General features: G+C 69.9%; 16 protein-coding genes and 1 pseudogene. 7 read left to right on the top strand and 10 right to left on the bottom strand.

Features of this window, described 5'->3' with window-relative positions; genetic code table 11:
- The first annotated feature begins 40 nt into the window (after positions 1-40).
- Positions 41-607 carry a tellurite resistance TerB family protein gene (locus IF78_RS0109100; protein WP_031483059.1) on the top strand — a complete coding sequence of 189 codons (567 nt, stop codon included), beginning with the start codon at positions 41-43 and terminating at the stop codon, positions 605-607.
- Positions 608-617: 10 nt separating this feature from the next.
- Here IF78_RS0109100 and IF78_RS0109095 read toward each other — a convergent pair whose 3' ends face one another.
- The 7 genes from IF78_RS0109095 to IF78_RS50660 all read right to left on the bottom strand — a co-directional run bounded on the left by IF78_RS0109095 (position 618) and on the right by IF78_RS50660 (position 10,934).
- Complete coding sequence (locus tag IF78_RS0109095) at positions 618-1,853, bottom strand: sensor histidine kinase (protein ID WP_031483061.1); 1,236 nt, start codon at positions 1,851-1,853, stop codon at positions 618-620.
- A 115-nt stretch (positions 1,854-1,968) separates the two neighbouring features.
- The gene (locus IF78_RS0109090; protein WP_037640047.1) at positions 1,969-4,188 is read right to left on the bottom strand and encodes an MMPL family transporter; all 2,220 of its coding nucleotides are present in this window, start codon (positions 4,186-4,188) and stop codon (positions 1,969-1,971) included.
- Positions 4,189-4,365: 177 nt separating this feature from the next.
- On the bottom strand, positions 4,366-5,649 hold the full coding sequence (locus IF78_RS0109085) for a vWA domain-containing protein (protein WP_031483065.1): 1,284 nt from the start codon (positions 5,647-5,649) through the stop codon (positions 4,366-4,368).
- Entirely contained in the window at positions 5,646-6,890 is a 1,245-nt protein-coding gene (locus tag IF78_RS0109080; protein WP_031483068.1) for an AAA family ATPase, read from the bottom strand. The genes IF78_RS0109085 and IF78_RS0109080 overlap by 4 nt, the downstream gene beginning before the upstream one ends.
- Before the next feature lie 165 nt (positions 6,891-7,055).
- Positions 7,056-8,555 carry a hypothetical protein gene (locus IF78_RS0109075; protein ID WP_051827605.1) on the bottom strand — a complete coding sequence of 500 codons (1,500 nt, stop codon included), beginning with the start codon at positions 8,553-8,555 and terminating at the stop codon, positions 7,056-7,058.
- Positions 8,556-8,678: 123 nt separating this feature from the next.
- The gene (locus IF78_RS0109070; protein WP_031483072.1) at positions 8,679-10,247 is read right to left on the bottom strand and encodes a glycosyl hydrolase family 28 protein; all 1,569 of its coding nucleotides are present in this window, start codon (positions 10,245-10,247) and stop codon (positions 8,679-8,681) included.
- Between the two features lie 564 nt (positions 10,248-10,811).
- Entirely contained in the window at positions 10,812-10,934 is a 123-nt protein-coding gene (locus tag IF78_RS50660; RefSeq protein ID WP_324617277.1) for a hypothetical protein, read from the bottom strand.
- Between the two features lie 85 nt (positions 10,935-11,019).
- Here IF78_RS50660 and IF78_RS50655 point away from each other — a divergent pair, with 85 nt between their 5' ends.
- Positions 11,020-11,637: an expansin EXLX1 family cellulose-binding protein gene (locus IF78_RS50655; protein ID WP_324617278.1), complete on the top strand. Its 618-nt coding sequence runs from the start codon at positions 11,020-11,022 to the stop codon at positions 11,635-11,637.
- A gap of 170 nt (positions 11,638-11,807) precedes the next feature.
- Here IF78_RS50655 and IF78_RS0109055 read toward each other — a convergent pair whose 3' ends face one another.
- Positions 11,808-12,059: a hypothetical protein gene (locus IF78_RS0109055; RefSeq protein WP_031483075.1), complete on the bottom strand. Its 252-nt coding sequence runs from the start codon at positions 12,057-12,059 to the stop codon at positions 11,808-11,810.
- 720 nt (positions 12,060-12,779) lie between these two features.
- Here IF78_RS0109055 and IF78_RS0109050 point away from each other — a divergent pair.
- From IF78_RS0109050 to IF78_RS45875, 4 genes and pseudogenes are all read left to right on the top strand, one after another.
- Positions 12,780-13,499 (top strand): annotated as a pseudogene (locus tag IF78_RS0109050) (GntR family transcriptional regulator); the annotation flags it as partial.
- A 426-nt stretch (positions 13,500-13,925) separates the two neighbouring features.
- Positions 13,926-14,186 carry a hypothetical protein gene (locus tag IF78_RS0109040; RefSeq protein WP_158751314.1) on the top strand — a complete coding sequence of 87 codons (261 nt, stop codon included), beginning with the start codon at positions 13,926-13,928 and terminating at the stop codon, positions 14,184-14,186.
- A gap of 35 nt (positions 14,187-14,221) precedes the next feature.
- Positions 14,222-14,593, top strand: coding sequence for a hypothetical protein (locus tag IF78_RS0109035; RefSeq protein WP_031483080.1), 372 nt, complete (start codon positions 14,222-14,224; stop codon positions 14,591-14,593).
- A 352-nt stretch (positions 14,594-14,945) separates the two neighbouring features.
- Positions 14,946-15,254: a hypothetical protein gene (locus IF78_RS45875; protein WP_234439841.1), complete on the top strand. Its 309-nt coding sequence runs from the start codon at positions 14,946-14,948 to the stop codon at positions 15,252-15,254.
- Between the two features lie 39 nt (positions 15,255-15,293).
- Here IF78_RS45875 and IF78_RS0109030 read toward each other — a convergent pair whose 3' ends face one another.
- On the bottom strand, positions 15,294-15,506 hold the full coding sequence (locus IF78_RS0109030; RefSeq protein ID WP_031483083.1) for a DUF4287 domain-containing protein: 213 nt from the start codon (positions 15,504-15,506) through the stop codon (positions 15,294-15,296).
- Positions 15,507-15,577: 71 nt separating this feature from the next.
- A complete protein-coding gene (locus IF78_RS45870; RefSeq protein ID WP_078662358.1) occupies positions 15,578-15,841 on the bottom strand; it encodes a ribosomal protein L7/L12 in 264 nt (87 codons plus the stop codon).
- 274 nt (positions 15,842-16,115) lie between these two features.
- Here IF78_RS45870 and IF78_RS44910 point away from each other — a divergent pair, with 274 nt between their 5' ends.
- Positions 16,116-16,928, top strand: coding sequence for a hypothetical protein (locus tag IF78_RS44910; protein ID WP_051827603.1), 813 nt, complete (start codon positions 16,116-16,118; stop codon positions 16,926-16,928).
- Positions 16,929-17,041 lie beyond the last annotated feature (113 nt).

Below are 17,041 nucleotides of genomic sequence, written 5' to 3'. Positions count from 1 at the left end.
GGTGACCGGAACGACGTGGGCTGAAGCCGAGGTGGCACGGATGGCGATGTGGGATCGGATCAAGGACCAGGCCAAGGGTCTGCAGCAGCAGGCACAGGGCATGCGCGGCGCGGGCGGACACGGCGCCGGCGGGCACGGCCGGCCGGGTGCGGGATCCTCCGGGGGCTCGAAGGCGCAGCTGGTGAGCGCGCTCAAGTCCCAGCTCACCTCCCTCAAGACGGAGCTGAAGAGCGGTGCCTACCGCGACGCCAGCATGGCCATGTGCGCCCTGGTCGCCGCCGCCGACGGGCATGTCGACCCGGCCGAGCGGCAGCACGTGGAGTCGCTGATCCTGAACAACGACGTCCTGCAGAACTTCCCGTCCGAACAGCTGCGCCAGCGCTTCAACAAGCACGTCGACCAGCTGTCGTACAACTTCCAGCAGGGCAAGACGGAGGCCCTCCAGGAGATCGCCAAGGCGGCGAAGAAGCCGACGGAGGCCAGGGCGGTCGTCCAGACCGGCTTCGTCGTCGCGGGCGCGGACGGCTACATCGCCCCGGCCGAGGAGCAGGTCCTGCGCGAGGCCTGCTCGACGCTGGGCCTGTCGCCCCAGGAGTTCGGTCTCTGAGGCCGGCTGCTCACGGCGTCGCCTCCCCCTCGCCGTACGGCTGGAGCGGCAGTGCGGTGGTGACCTCGAAGCCACCCTCGGGGCGGTGACCGGCGCACAGCTCGCCGCCGACGGAGCGGGCGCGTTCGCGCATGCCCATGACGCCGAAGCCCTGGCTCCGGCCGGCCTCGACCGGCACCGGGACCACGGCGCCGTCGTTGCTGACCGTGATCACCAGACGTGAACCTGCGTACTCGAACCGGACATGCGCGGCCTGGGTCGCGGCGTGCTTGGTGACGTTGGTGAGCGCCTCCTGGACGATCCGGAACGCGGTGAGGTCGACCCCGGGGGAGAGGGGCTGCGGCCCCCCCTCGGTGGTGACCGTGACCTTGAGTCCGGCGGACGCGCACGCCGAGACCAGCTCCGGCAGCCGGGCGAGCCCGGGCGACGGCTCCAGCGGGGCGGAGTCCGGGTCACCGTTCTGCCGCAGCAGCCCCAGCGTGGCCTTCAGCTCGCGCAGCGCGGAGGACGTGGTGCCGGTCAGGTCGGTGAGGATCGTCTTGGTCTGCTCCGGGCTGGTCAGCGCCAGGTGGGCGGCCGTACCGGCCTGGGCGTTGGCCAGGGCGAGGTGGTGGGCGACGACGTCGTGCAGCTCGCGGGCGATCCGCATCCGCTCCTCGGTGACGCGCAGCCGCGCCTCCTCCTCCCGGGTGCGCTCGGCGTGCTCGGCGCGGGCCTGCACCGCCGTCAGATAGGCGCGCCGCAACCGGGTCATGTTGCCGGCGGCCAGCGGCAGCAGCAGCCAGAAGAACGGGCCGATCGTCCTGAGCAGCACCGACACCTGTTCCATGGAGTCGGAGATCGCCGCCGCGACGGTCACCGCCAGCATCGTGGCGAGGCCGTAGACACGGGTGGTCCTGCGCTCGGTCTGGGTGGCCAGCCAGTAGAGGGCCGCCATGACGGGGGCCAGCAGCAGCGGCGTGAGCAGGTAGCCCAGCGCGATCACGGCCACGGTGCAGGCGGCGTTCACGATGAGGGCGGCGCGTGGGTGGCTGCGGTGCTTCAGCAGGGCGAGGCAGGCCACGCCCATGAGGACGGAGGCGGTCTTGTCCTGGTCCGGCGGGGTGGCACCGGGCAGCGTGAGCTCGCTGCCGAGGGTCGCGCAGCCCATCAGCGCCGCGGCCAGTACCAGGTCGACGGCGAAGGGGCGGCGGTGCGAGAACTCCTCGAGGCGGTCCGCGTAGCGCCGCTCCGGGCTGGTGGTCATCGTGCTCTCCGGTGGGTGGGCCGGTTCCATGGTGGACGCCTCCGGGTGCGAACGGCGGACGGGACCGCCCGTGTCCTTCGTCACGGGCGGTCCCTGTGGGGGGTGGGCGGTCGGATCAGGTACGCGCCACTTCCAGTCCCGCCGCCGTATCGGCCGCGTCCGTCTCCGGCGCCGCCTCCGCCCGCCGGCTGAGCGCCTCGCCCTCCACGTCGACCCGGGGCAGGATCCGGTCCAGCCACTTCGGCAGCCACCAGGCCCTGTCGCCGAGCAGGGCGAGCACTGCGGGCACGATCGCCATCCGTACGACGAAGGCGTCGAGGAGTACGGCCGTCGCGAGCCCGAACCCGATCATCTTGATCATGGAGTCGCTCTCCCCGATGAACCCGGCGAACACCGCGATCATGATCAGCGCGGCGGCGACGACGACCCGGGCGCTGTGCCGGAAGCCGGACGTGACCGCCTGCCGGGGCGACTCCCCGTGGACGTACGCCTCCCGCATCCGCGAGACGAGGAAGACCTCGTAGTCCATTGCGAGCCCGAAGACGATGCCCACCAGGAAGATCGGCATCAGGCTCATGATCGGCCCGGTCTGCTCCACGCCCAGCAGCTCCGCGCCGTGCCCCTGCTGGAAGACCACGACGACCGCGCCGAGGGAGGCCAGGACCGACAGCAGGAACCCGAGGGCGGCCTTGAGCGGCACGAGCAGCGACCGGAAGACGACCAGCAGCAGCACGACCGCCAGCCCGACCACCACGATCAGATACGGGACCAGCGCGGCCTGCACCTTGTCGGAGATGTCGATGTTCAGCGCGGTGGTGCCGGTGACCTCGAAGGTCGCCCCGCTCTCGGCCTCCACCCCCGGACGCTCGTCCCGGATGGTGGTCACCAGCTCCTTGGTCTTCTCGTCGGTCGGCGCGGTGGACGGCACCACGGAGAAGACGGCGGTGTCACCGGCGTCGTTGAACCGGGCCGGGGACACGGACACGATCCCCTCGGTCTTCCCTATCTCCTCGGAGACGGTCGTGACGGCGCCCTTCGGATCCGCGTCCCCCTTGACGTCCACGACGACGGTCAACGGCCCGTTGAAGCCGGGCCCGAACGCCTCGCCGAGCGCGTCGTAGGCCCGCCGCTCGGTGGTGGACGTCGACTTGGCCTCGTCGCCGGGCATGCCCAGCTGCAGCTCGGTCATCGGCACGGCGAGCGCCCCGAGACCGACGACGCCGAGGAGCAGCACGGGCAGGGGCCGGCGCAGCACGAACCGCGCCCAGCGGGTGCCGCCGTTGTCCCCGGTGCTTCCCTCGATACGACCGCTCTTGCGCGCCTTCCTCGACAGCACCGCATTCGGCCAGAAGCCGAGGGCCGCGGGCACCAGCGTCAGCGCGATGAGCACGGCGACGACGACAGCGCCCGCCGCCGCCAGGCCCATCTTGGTGAGCATCGGAATGCCGACCACCGAGAGCCCGGCGAGCGCGATGACGACGGTGAGCCCGGCGAAGACGACGGCCGACCCGGCGGTACCGACGGCCATCCCGGCCGCCTCCTGCGGCGTACGGCCCTTGCCGCGCTCCTCGCGATACCGCGAGACGACGAACAGGGCGTAGTCGATGCCGACGGCGAGGCCCAGCATCATGGCGAGGGTGCCGGTGGTGGTGGACAGGCCGAGGGCGTCGGACAGCGCCAGGATGGCCGCCATGCTGACGCCGACACCGATGATCGCGGTCAACAGCGGCAGCCCGGCGGCGGCGAGTGAACCGAAGGTCACGAGCAGCACGACCGCGGCGATCGCGACGCCGATCACCTCGGCCGTCCCGCCCGCGCCGGCGCCGTCGTCCATCGCGGTGCCGCCCGCCTCGACGGTCAGCCCGGAGTCCCGGGCGTCGCCGAGGGTCTCCTCCAGGTGGGTCTTGCCGGCGTCGGTGAGGTCGTTGGCCGCGACCTTGTAGGTGACGGTCGCGTACGCCGTCGTACCGTCCCTGCTGACCGCTTTCGCCTGGAACGGATCCACGACGGACGCCACCTGCGAGCCGTCGCCCAGCTCGGCCACGGCCTCCTCGACGGCCTTCTTGTTCTCGACGGCGGTCACCTTCTCACCGCCCGGCGCGACGAACACGACCCGCGCGGTCGCGCCGTCGGCCGTCGCCCCCGGGAAGCGCTCCTCCATCAGGTCGAACGCCTTCTGCGACTCGATGCCCGGCATGGAGAACTCCTCGTCGGAGGCTCCCGGAGCCTTCAGGGCACCCAGGCCGACGGCGGCCAGCACGGCCGCCCAGACCAGGGCGACGTACCAACGCCGCCGGAAAGCCAGACGGCCCACGCGATAAAGGAAAGTAGCCACGGCAGGGGGTCTCCACATCTGGGACTCGAACGTGATCCCAGGCTGTCGGGAGCGGGGGTGCCGCGTCGTCGTGCGGGTGCCGACAATCCGCCGTACTGAGAACGCAGTACGGGGTGGTGGGGGTGTCAGTCGGGGGGACTACGGGTGGGGGTGCGTGAACGGTCGGCCGGTGCGGTCTCACCGTCCCGTGCCGCCGCCCGCCCCGATCTCGACCACACGGGCCCACGCCGGCGGCGAGTCCGGCACGTACTCCGGATCGTTCTCGTCCCACGACCCGGTCGCCCACTGCCGGGGGAACAGCCCCACGACCGTCCGGCACGGTGGTTGCGTGCTCGGCCACGGTGTCTGGCCGTCCGTCAGGGCGACGACGACATCGGGCTTGGGCCGCGTCCGCAGCGCCCTGGCGAAGCCCGCGCGCAGATCCGTGCCCCCGCCTCCCACCAGCGGTATCCCCTCGGCACGGCACAGCCGGTGCACGCCCCCGGCCGCCGCGTCGCACGGCACGACGCTGACCAGATCGCGCCGCCCGCCCACGGCACGGGAGATCGCGGCGACCTCCAGCAGCGCGCTGCCCAGCTCGGCGTCGCTGACCGAGCCGGAGGTGTCGACGACGACGCTGACGCGCGGCGGTCTGCGCCGCAGGCTCGGCAGGACGGCGCCCGGCACCGAGGCCGAGCGGCGCGAGGGACGGCCGTACGTGTAGTCCTCACCGGCACCCGGCCCCGAGGCCGCCGAGCGGACCGCCGCCCCCAGCAACTCCCGCCAGGGCTGCGGCGGATGGAAGACCTCCTCCGCCCACCGCCGCCACCCGGCCGAGGCGCTGCCCGGCCGCCCGGTGATGCCCTGCGCCACCCGGAACCGGACGGCGTCCCGTTCCTGCGCGCTGAGCCCGTGCGCGCCGTCCGCCCCCAGGTCCCACTCCCGCTCCAGCCCGTCGGCACCGCTGCCGCAGTCCAGCCAGGCCAGGTCCTGGGTGCGCGGCCCGAGCCGGAACTGCCGCAGGTAGTCCTCCATCAGCTCGCCGTCGCGCAGCATCAGGGTCTGTGGCTCGACGGCGCCCTCGGGCCGGGCGAGCCCCTCCCCGTACACGTCGTCGTTGATCTCGCAGTCCGCGGCGATGTTCATCCGCAGCCGCTCCCCCGGACCCGTCAGCCCGCGCTCGCGCGCCACGCGATCACTGCGCCCGTGATGGTCCCGCAGCAGATGCGACACCTCGTGCACCCACACGCCTGCCAGCTCCTCCACCGGCATACGGTCCACGAAGGCGGGCGAGACGTAGCACCGCCAGTACCGGTCGACGGCCATCGTCGGCACGTGCCGGGACTCCACGACGTGCAGGGCGAAAAGGGCGGTGGCCAGGTACGGGCGGACGCGGGCGGCGTGGAGGCGGGCGGCGAAGAGTTTGTCGCGGTCGAGGGGGCGGGGCGTCCTTCCCGGAGCCTCGGGAGTGTCGGTGCTCATCGCCCCACCTTCCCCGCGGCCGCCGCCGTCCGGTCCGCCACCCGATCCGCTCGCCGGGACAGGGACACGACCCCGGCGAGCCGCTCGATGGACGCGGGCACGTCCCAGTCCTCCCGGCGCAGCGACGCGAGGGTGGACGCGGGAACGACGACGAGGTCCGGAGCCCCGCCCTCCAGGGCCCGTACCAGCAGCGCCCACGCCGCGTCCCAACGCGCCTTCTCCGGACGCGCCCGTACCGCCTCCACCACCCCGTCGAGCACGGCCTGGCGCAGATCCCCCCGCTCCGGCAGCACGGCACCCGCCGGATCGGCGAGCAGCAGCTCGGGATCCGGCAGATCCATCCGGTCCACACTCGCCAGCAGCTCCAGCCCCGGCCCGTCTCCCACGGTGCCCCTGACCAGCAGCGAGAGCACATCCCGCGAGGACCCGGCGGCGGTGGCGAACGCGATGAGCCGCTGCGTCATCTCCCAACTCCGGGGCGAGGGCCACGGTCCACCGCGCCGCGTCTCACTGCTGGGCAGCCGGTGCACGAGCCCCGGCCGCCCGGAGAGCAGCCCGCAGACCGCACGCCGGGCGAACTCCACGGCCTGCGCCAGCTTCTCCGGGTCGAGCCGCGGCAGGGTGGCCCGTGGCCAGGTCCCGCCGAGTCCTCGTACGACGACCTCGTGGTCGTGGGCCCACTGCAGATGCACGAACCGGTTGGCGAGCGGCGCGCTCAGCTCCCAGCCGTCGGCCGCCGAGGACCGCGGGTTGGCGGCGGCCACGATCCGTACGCCCGGCGGCAGCCGCAACGCCCCGACCCTCCGCTCCAGCACGAGCCGCAACAGCGCGGCCTGCACGGCCGGCGGCGCGGTGGACAACTCGTCCAGGAACAGCAGCCCCCGCCCGGCCTTCACCAGCCGTACGGCCCAGTCCGGCGGAGCCATCGGAACGCCCTGCTCCGCGGGGTCGTCCCCGACGACGGGCAGCCCCGAGAAGTCGGACGGCTCATGGACGCTGGCGATCACCGTGGTCAGGGGGAGATCCAGGGCGGCGGCGAGCTGAGTGAGGGCAGCGGTCTTGCCGATCCCCGGCTCACCCCAGAGGAGAACGGGCAGATCGGCGGCGACGGCCAGGGTGAGGGCTTCCAGTTGGGTGTCGGGGCGGGGTTCGGTGGCGGTGTCGTGGAGGAGGGCCAACAGGTCGGCGGCGATGTCGAGTTGGGAGGGGGCGGGGTGGTGGTTCCGGGCGCTTGTGGGCATATGGGTCACCTGTGGGGTGCGGGGGGACGGCAGGTCCCCGGGGCCGTGGGAAGTCGTATGAAGCGGGTTGGCGGGAAGTCGCACGAAGCGGGTGGCGGGAAGTCGTACGAAGCGGGTGGCGGGAAGTCGTATGAAGCGGGTCGGGCCAGTGCCGTGCGGCGCAGGTCAGAAGAAGGCCCTGTCGCGTCGTGCGGCGTGGGCGGCGTGGGCGGCATGGCGAGGTTCGGGCAGGAGCGCGTTACGCGGATGCGCCCGGTACTGGGGTGGCCGGCCGGCCCGCTCGTCGTAACGAACCCGAACCGGCCCCGGCCCGATCAACCCGGCCCTGAACAGCCCGTACGTGATCCGCCGCCGAGCCACAGCCTCCAGCTCGTCCCGCAACGCACCGTCCCGCAGCACCGCGTCGGGCCCCAGCAGCCCCTCGACGACGGCCAGCGCACCGGCGATGTCACCGTGGTCGAGGCGTTCGCGAACGTCGGGCAGACAGTCCGGTCGGCGGTGCGCCTCGTCGATGGCCTGCAGGCAGGGCAGCGGCGTACCGGTCAGCGCGGCCAGCAGATCCTCCCGCCGCACCTCTTCCGGATCGTGGTCCAACGGAGCCAGTACGCCGTCGACGAGCCCGATCCGATGCCGCGCTCCACGACAATCGACGAGCCGGGGCCGCACTGCCGGGTCCGAGGCCGGGGACGGCCCAGGCGGAGGCGAATGATCCGGTACGAGGGCGGAGGCGACCAACGGATGCAGCCGACCGGCGTCGATGAGCCCCGTGCGGAGCAACTCCAGGTCGGGAAGGACCCAGGTGGCGGCGTCGGGGAGGACGGGCAGAGCGGAGGCACGGCCCCCGGAGGACGCCGCGATCCGCAGCGCGGGCGAGCCGTCACTGCGTTCCGCCCCCTCCCCCACCTCCAGAACCAGCCGATGCCGTCCCCGCAACCGCACGAGCACAGCACCGCCACCGGACAGCCCCTCGGCACGCAAGAGCATCCGCGCCTCGTCGGCCCACCGGTCAACGGCACAGCTGCGCCAGTACGACAGGCTCCTCACCGGCCCCGGAACCAGCGCAGGCTGCTCATCGCCGGAGCTCTCGAACCCCCCGGCCCGCAGCCGTAGCTCATCGGTCCGACCCGCATCCCACAGATGCCGGTGCAGATCGACCCGGAACCGCCGATTGGGCCGGGGATGAGGATGGGGATGCGGATGGGGATGCCGACAGCCCCCGCCCCCGTCCCACAGGGCGAGGCTGATCCGCTGACCGGCATCGGCCCAAGCGGGCGGAGTCCGCACCACGAGATGCAGCGGCTGTCGGCCCTCCCGCGCCCCGGTGCCGTACGTGGCCAGCGTGAGAGTCAGCCCCGGCCGCAGCAGCCCGTCGGGAGCGATCCGCGGCATGTGCCAACGCAACAGGTCAGGTGCGAGACTCCGCAGATCCCCCCGGATCCGCCCGGCGATTTCCCGCCCGTAGTCACGCCCCACGGAACGCAGATTGAGATCGACATCGAAACCGGCGGCGGCACACGCCCCAGCCCAGTCACCCGCCATCCGACGGGCGGTAGCGGTCTCGATCACGGAGGCCGGCACGGCGAACGCACGCACACGCGGCCAGAAGGAAGGCAACGAAGAACGTTGCGAGAGCCGGGATTCCCCGTTCGCGATCTGAGTGCCCATCAGCACTCACCTTGCGCGGACGGGACCCCCAATCTGTGAACAGAATGAGTCGTCATCGCGGGCGAGCGTAACGCCACTCGCCCGCGATGCGCCAGGAATTTTCAGCCGGGCACCGGGCGGTGGCTACATAGCCGCAGCCTCCTCGGTGGTCAGGAAGCGAAGGTTCCGCACGTACTCGTTGACGAACATGGGCACGCCGTCGGAGGCCAGGTACCACCTCGGCTTGCCGGTGCTGTCGGCGATGACCCTGCCGTTGACGCGGAGGTTCTCGAAGGTGACGTCCTTGATGAGGCGGTCCTCGCCGAGGCCGGCGATGACCGAGAGGCCGGCGTTCTTGCCGTTGTAGGTCAGGTCCTTGATGTAGACGTTCTCGATGCCGCGACCGGCCGCCAGGTTCCACTTCGGGTTGTTGGTCAGCCGCATGTGGACGAGCTGGCCCCAACGGAAGTCCTCGACACGGATGTTGTCGAACTTCACGTCCCGCACGAGGTTGTTGTCGCCGACCATGAAGGCGATGGCGCCCTGGTAGAGGACCTGCGGCTCACGGTGGTCGAGGATGTCGATGTTCTCGAAGCGCAGGTTCTCCAGCATCTCGGGGGCGTTCGGGTCGGCGTTGCCGTGGATGCCGATGTTGATCGGGTGGGCGACGTCGGCCCACAGGGAGCAGTTCCTGACGGTGATGTTGCGGGTGTCGCCGTAGAAGTCCCAGCGGTGGGTGTAGAGGGCGATGCAGTCGTCGGACGTACGCAGGAAGCAGCCGTCGACCGTGACGTTCTCGGAGCAGTAGAGCTGGATGCCGTCACCCCAGCCCTGGTGGCTGAAGGCGCGCACGTTCTTGATCTTCAGGTTCTCGGACTCGGCGACCCGGATGTTCTCGTACCGGGGGTTGAGGATCGTGATCCCGTCGAACGTGACGTTCTGGCACTGGCGGACGAAGACCGCGCCGACGGCGGAGTTGTAGAGCACGCCGCGCCCGACCAGCCGGGAGTTCTCCACGTTCTCGAAGACGACCTGGGAGGTGAGGACGGCCCCGGCGGCGAGGTGGACGGTGGTGTTGCTCGGCACGCGCAGCGTCCGGTCGGGGTGGGTGTGCAGACCGGGCCCGAAGTACATGACGTTCTTGTCGCCCTCGGCGGGCGCGTTCCGCTCGACCGGGTTCGCGAGCAGATGCAGGCAGTCGAAGACCTTGTCGTCGACCTGGACGACGACATTGCGGGGCCGGTCCAGGGTGAAGCGCGCGGTGCTGCCGAGCACCTCGGGCGTGATCCCGTACGAGTCCGGCCGAACCCGGAACTTCCCCACGCCGCCCGGGTTGTAGGTGACCTCGACCTCGACGGTGCCGGAGAAGTCGAAGGCGGCGAAGGAGGAGTTCTGCGCCCGGTTGCTGCCGGTGACGGGATCGATCAGGGGCAGCTTGGCCAGGTAGGCGCCGACTCTCTGCCAACTCCCGCCGGGGGTCCGAACCTTGACGGTGAAGGAGTTGTTGACCGGGACGGAGGGGAGCGCGGGGTGGATGACAACGATGTCCCCCGCGTTTCCCGCGTCCCCGGTGGCCTCTTCCGTGGAGGCGGTACCGGTGGCCACGCTGCCGGTGGCGGCGTTGGCCGTACCGGCGACGCTGCTCACCAGACCGGTGGCCGCGAGGACGCCGGCGGCCTGGAGGGTGGATCGGCGGGAGAGGGGTGAGGTCATGAGGGCTCCTCGTGGCGTTGCCGCGTTGGCAACCGGTTGTTGGCGGGTGGGGGAGGCGGCGGGCAGGCAGATGGAACGGATACAAGCGGGCCGATCCTGTGACTTCGCGGAAGTCCGGGTCAAGAGGAATGACCAGTTTTCGAAACTATGGGGAGGCCGGCCCAGCCGCTAGTGGCAACCGGTTGCCACCAATCCTCGGGGAAGAGCCACGAGTTCGGACCCCATGGACTGAACGACCGTCGGGGCCGCTTTCGAAACCGACGCCACCGCAGAAGTACGCCCGCCGAAGGCCGCCCGCAGCGCACCCGGGTGACCGACGCGAACCCCGGCAACCTTTTCGGCTCCGGCGACCACCGATACGTGTGCGGCCCCTGCCGGGACCCACCGGAGCCCGCGCTCTGCGTCCGCCGAACCACGTAAGGACTCACCCGTGGCATCCCCTTCCCACCGCCGACACCCCCGCAAGTGGCGCGCAGCCCTCGTCCCCGCCGTGGTCGTGGCGGCCGTGGCATTGGCGGCATCCCTGCTCATGGCCCTACGCCCGGAAGGAAAGCCCACCGCGGCTCACGCCACGCCCACCCCCGCGGCCGACACACAGTCACCGTCCCCACGGAACCCGTCGAGCCCGAACCCGACGCGTAAGCCGAAGCCGCCCAGGCCCTCCACACCCACCACAACGCCTGCCACGCCCACTCCCCAGCCTCGGACGACCCCCACCGAGGCAGGCTCATCAGCGAGGACGACTCCCCAACCCGCCTCAGGAGCCGCCCCCTTGGCAGGCCGCATTCGCCCCAACGTCACCTACGACGGAGTCGCCACCTTCTACGACACCGGAAACGGCGACGGCGCCTGCCTGTACGGCCCGACCGACGACGTCATGACCGCGGCGATGAACCACACCGACTACGAGACCTCCCAGGCGTGCGGGGCGTACATACGCGTCAAGGCCGCAACCGGCGCCTCGATAACGGTCCGCGTCACCAACGAATGCCCCCTCCCCTGCGCCCCCGGCCAACTCGACCTGAGCGCCGCGGCGTTCGCCAAGCTGGCCACCCCGTCGGCCGGCCAGGTCCCCATCACCTGGACCCTGCTGAGCCCGACCACCTCGGACACCATCTCGATCCGCTACAAGACAGGCTCCAGCCGCTACTGGTGCGGCATCCAGGCAGTGGGCCACCGCAATCCCCTGGCCCGCCTGGAGGTCCACGACGGCAACACCTGGCGCCGGTTGCCGCGCACCGAGTACAACTACTTCCTCTCCGAGCAGGGGAGCGGGTGCGGGGGTGACATCCGGCTCACCGACATTTACGGGGAGACACTGACGGTTGATGGGGTGGCGGTGCGGCCGGATGTGTTGCAGGGGACGGGGACGCAGTTCAAGGTGCGCTGAGAAGGACCGACCCCGGTCAGGCCCTCGATACGCGCGGCGCGGATCGTCGGAAGGGCTGCCTCGGTGTGTGGCCGCGCAGGTTGGCGGCGCGCAGCAGGCCGGCGGCGGACTGTACGACCGCCTGCGTGACCACCCTCGACGTCGGCGTCCTGGTGCTCGGCATCGCGGGCTCATGAACCGGAGCGCTCACGAGGCTGGCCGATCAGCGAGCGCAGCACCGGCACCGTAGAGCCGGCCGCGGTCAGCCCAGCCAGCACAGCGCCCGCGGGAGGGATATCCGTCAACGCGGTGAGGCCGCCGACGACCAGCCCGAGCACGAGCGCGGTGAGCAGAACGACGGTGGTGTGCAGGGACAGAAACGGCGGCTCCGTTTCAGAGCCGCTCCGGCCGGGCTGCGCCGACGGCGGTGTCATCTGAGTCATGCCAGCACCATCACCCCAAACATGGCGCTGACCTGCATCAATCGAACAAGCTGAGACCTAGGCCGACCAGGACCGCCCACAACCGAACACATCACCGTCCCGTTCCGGGTCGGTTCGCTATGTTCAGTGCCGTTCCGGTCAGGTGGGTCTACTCTGCTGCCCATAAGCACGCACCGGGGGGACGACGTGGCAGCCAACGGCCGGAACGGTGGGGACAGTTACGCGGCAACGCTGCAGGAGCTGGCTGCGGCGTTCACCGAGCTGAAGCGGGATCGTGGAGCCCCCTCCTACGACCGCATCCTCGTGCGCGGAAAGAAGGTGTGCGGCGAACGCCATGCGATGTCGAAGGCCTCGGTGAGCGAGGTGTTCGCCGGACGGCGGGGCCCGGCCTCCCTGGACCGACTGCTGTGGCTGGTGCGCGTCCTGCTCTCCTATGACGACGGCGAAGAGGTGGAACCGCCCGAACGGCGTGACCCCCAACTCCAGGTCTGGAGGGACCGTTGGCACACTCTGGAACGCGCCCGAGCCGCCGCCCGCCGTGCATCCTCGACGGATGACGCGGAAAGAGTGCTCGCAGCCGGCCGGGACTCGGTTGCGGCCACCTCCCTGGTGGAGGGCATTGAGCCCGACGACACATTCTTGCGGTCCGGAAGGCATCAGCGCCGCAGCCCCTTTGAGCTCCAGAGCGATCTCCCCGCACCCGCCACGCGACCCGCGGGAGATGACAGCGCAGCCCCAGCCGGACGGGGGGCGCCGCCGCCACCGGATACCTCGCTCGCCACACCGTCGCCCCTGCGCCCTGCGGACGAGCCGCGGCCGACGATGGTCGGGCTGCCACCGAGGCTGACGGAGGCGTTCGCGGCGCCGGAAGTCCGCGTGGACGCGGTCTGTCTGACTGCGGAGACGCTGCTGCTGGCGCTGGGTGAACCGGTGCGGCTGATCCACGAGGGCCGCATCCGCCCCCGGTCGATCGACGTGCGGATCCTGCTGCCCTCCCGAGAGATCAACCTGGCGTTTCCGATCTCTGTGAAGAGCCCCGGGGACACATCTGTGAAGATCCTCGACGACGACCCGGTCCACCAGCGCTGGCTCGAGCTGCGCAACGTCCAAGGGCACGTCCTGCGTCACAATCTGCTGGCGTTGCGCTCGAGGCACGGAATCGACGTCCAGGTGACCTTCCGCGCGCTGCCCTTCACCCCTCCCATGAAGCTGTACCTCCTCAACGGGACGGAGGCCCTGATGGCGTACTACATGGTCACCAGGCTGGAGGAGGAGGTGGAGAGCCAGACCCTGGAGATTTACGACGCCATCGGCGCCGCGTCCCTCCTCTTCTCCTACGAGCGTCGGGCAGGCATGCGGGAAGCGGCTTTCGTCGAACAATCGCAGATGTGGTTCGACGCCCTCTGGGAAACCATTACGACGGACCTGACACTCTCCTAGTGACTTCTGACATGACGCAGCTCCCCGATCCACCTGGCACGGATCTGGCACGGCTCTGAGTGGAGAGGAAGCCGACCCTTGTCGCACTCCGGGCCGCGTCCTTTGCCGTGCGGACGACTCACGGGGAACAGCGGGTACTGAACCGCCGACGTTGAAGCAGATCCGCACGGTCGGCAGCAGGTCAGGCGCCCAGCAGGACCAAAACACCTCAGCTTCCCAAGCTGAGAGCGCGTCCCCGTGCCCCCGCACTCCGTGAAGCTCTGAAGATCCTCAACCCTCTTGGATCCCCTACGCACCAAGGGTCAGGATCAGACCGAGACCCGGCGCCACAACGCCCCTGACCAAGGCGAAGTCCCACCGGCGCGGGCCCATCGCGATGCGATGAAACGAGGGGAACGCACATGTGGATATCGAGATCTGCCCTGCATGCCACAGCGGTCGGCGTCGTCGCCGTCGCCGCTCCCGGATGCGGCCGGGCCAGTGGCCTCCGCGACCGGGGCGAAGCCCGCCCGTAACGCAGCACTGGCCAAGCAGCTCGATCCGCAGGGACGCCACCAAGACCGGCGGTGTGCTCAGGGCGCCAAGCTCATCTCGCAGGCTAGCGACAAGGAGGAGCGGATCAAGCTGCTCATCGGCATCTTCGGCGAGTTCACCGGCATCTCAACAGTCGCCACGTCGTGCAGCTGAGCTGCAAGGGCATTGTGCGAGAGGGACATTGACCCATGGAAATCGCGTTCAAAGCATCGTTCATGCTCGCCACGGCGGCCGAAGTCGTCCTCGTCGCCATGCTGGTCTTCCAGATCTGGCGCCAGTACCGCCTCGGGAGCACTCAGCCCCCGGTGTTCACCGGGGGTGACGCGCTGACCGCTGCCGCGCTGTTCGGTGGCACGATGACGGTCACAGCGTTGCTCGCCGACGGGTGGAGCAGCGCGTCGACGTCGGACACTCTGCTGTACGCGGCGACCTTCGGCATCGTCACGGCCGGACTCGCGACCTACCTGCGCCGCGGAGACGGGGTGCGCCCCGCACAGGTGCGGATCGCCTTCGTGATTCCGATCGGGTTCGGTGTGCTGGCAGGGCTGGCCGGCGTCTGATCCAAGGTCCGGCATTCAGGGGGTGGGCGGTGCGCCTCCCACCGAGGTCGAAGCCAGTACGTCTACGTCAACTGCACCAAGGGTGTTGGCACTACCCTCCGCTCTGCACTCCCCGCCGCGTTTGGCTGGGCCTTCCAGGAGTAGTGATATGTCTCGCCGAATCTTGGCCGCCGTAAGCCTTCTGTCCGCTGCTGTGCTTCTTCCGGTGGCCGCTTGCTCGCCGGAGAGTCCCGGGGCGACCAAGCCTGCAAAGTCATCGGAGGCGACGCCTGAGCAAGAGTCCGAATCTCCATCCGTCGACTCCGCAGCCTCCGTGGCTCAGCCTCCGGAACTTGATGACACCGAGACCGTAGTGGCTGAACAGAGCGGGTCAAGCGGCAGTCGGAGCCTTGGGTTCGGCAAAGGCGACGAGGGAGACGCGCTCATCGTCGCAGTGCGCTGCCAGGGCAAAGGGACGATCAAAGTCACCGTGCGCCCTGCTGACGTCAACTTTCCGCTGGAGTGCCTTGAAGGCGAAGTGAGCGCCATCCACAACCAGTTCACCGTCTCTGGAGTGGAGGACAAGGGGACAGTCTCTGTCGAGGCGCCCACCACTGTGCGTTGGTCGATGACCGTTGGACGTGGTGAGCCGATTCCTGGGGATACGCCCGAGCCGGCATAGGCGTAGCACAACGACGGCGGCCACTCCAACCGAAACCGTTCAGTTGCCGGCCCCCTCTGCGAGGGTGTGCGCGACGAGGGCATTGGCGTGACCGTGGCCCAGCCCGTGCTCGGCCTTGAGCCAGTTCACGAGCTCCATGTGCTTGGTCAGAGGCGAGGAGCGGATGAGGTCCTTCCACTCCGCGATCGGGCGACCGTACTTCTTCTCGATGGAAGGGAAGTAGCTGGCAGGGCCCTTCACGGTGGCAGTCATGTCGATCATCCTGTCTGTCCGTTGCGTTGCTTCGGTGTTGTCGCTGGTATGACCGAGGGGAGCGAACGGAGTCATCGGTCGATGAAGGTGTGCTGCGTCACACGTTCTGTTCGCCGATGCGCGGGGGCTTCAACGGCTGCCGCAGCGTCGTCCTGGGGCACGCCATCGAGAAGCACGGCGGGAACCTGCGTTGCCAGGACCTTGCTGTGCCAGAGGCTCAGCCCCGTCAGTCTCCTCACGACATGAGCGACGTCCAGCACACGAGCGCCGGGGTCAGTGAGCACCACGTCATGGGGGATGTCGTCGCACACCAGTGAGAAATACTCGTCTGCCATCGCCCTCCCCACCTCGCGGCCGGTTCGGAGCGTATAGCGCTCAACCGTCTTGGTGTGTCCATTTGTTGGCATCGGATTGATGTCTTCACAGACGGCGGTCAATGCTCCCGCCAGTAAGTAAGTTGACCAGCCCCCGATAATTCCACGAACTCACGGAGAAGCCAGGGTTAAGTGATGGGTCAGGTCAGCAATAGTGCACAACCCCCCACACACCTCCCCTGTCGATGCAGGTGAAGTCACCACCCAATTCATCAAGCGTGGGGGAAACCACACCATGCGCATACGCGCCACTGTCTCCGCCCTGGCCACCGCCACCGCCGCTGCGCTCAGCGCCGCCGCCCTGGCCGTCACCGCTCTCGCCGTCCCGGCCGTCGGGGCCGAGCAGGATGACTCGCCCACGACGTTCAGGGACATCGAAGTCAACGAGAACCGCGACTACACCGTCGTCGTCCCGGCCGCACGGAAGGTCGCGTTCCTGGTCTCCGCGATCGTCAGTGACCCGGACGGCGTCGAGAGCGTGACGTTCGAGCTGTGGCACGGAGCGAGCCGGGAGGAAGCCGACGGGCGGATGGCGCAGGTCGGGTCCGACCGTTGCGTGAAGATCAACGAGGCCGAGTCCAAGTGTGAAGCCGTCATGGTCGCCGACCCGTACCACAACCTCCGTAGCAACGCCCTCGCCGGTGTCTGGACCGTGGGCGCCGTGGCCGTCGACGGCGCGGGCAACGTCACCCGCGAGTACGACGAGCCATGGCTGGCACGCATCAAACGCCAGACCCACCTGTCCCAGGCCGACGCCACCCCGGAGCCGGTGAAGAAGGGCCAGGACCTCACGGTCAAGGCCCGGATGATCGTCGGCAGTTGGGAGAAGCACAAGGACGTGCCTCTCATCGGGCACCAGGTGCTGCTCCAGTTCCGCAAGGGCACGAGCGGCGCCTTCACCACGCTGAAGAAGGTCAAGACCGACCGCAACGGCTGGGCCACGGCCACCGTGCAGGCGACGGTGGACGGCCAGTACCGCTACGACTTCGCGGGCACGTCCCTCACCGAGGCCAGGTCCGGCCGGGCCGACTTCGTCGACGTGAAGTGAGCCCCGGCGACCGCTGAGGCGACCGTGAAGTGACGTGAATATCCCTCGGCCGGACGCAGATCGAGGGGTGTCGACCCACGCTGAAGGGGCGGCGCCGGAATACTCCGGCGCCG

The sequence above is a fragment of the Streptomyces bicolor genome (genome assembly GCF_000719285.1).
Taxonomy (GTDB): domain Bacteria; phylum Actinomycetota; class Actinomycetes; order Streptomycetales; family Streptomycetaceae; genus Streptomyces; species Streptomyces bicolor.
This window is presented reverse-complemented; position numbering and strand designations above follow the sequence as displayed.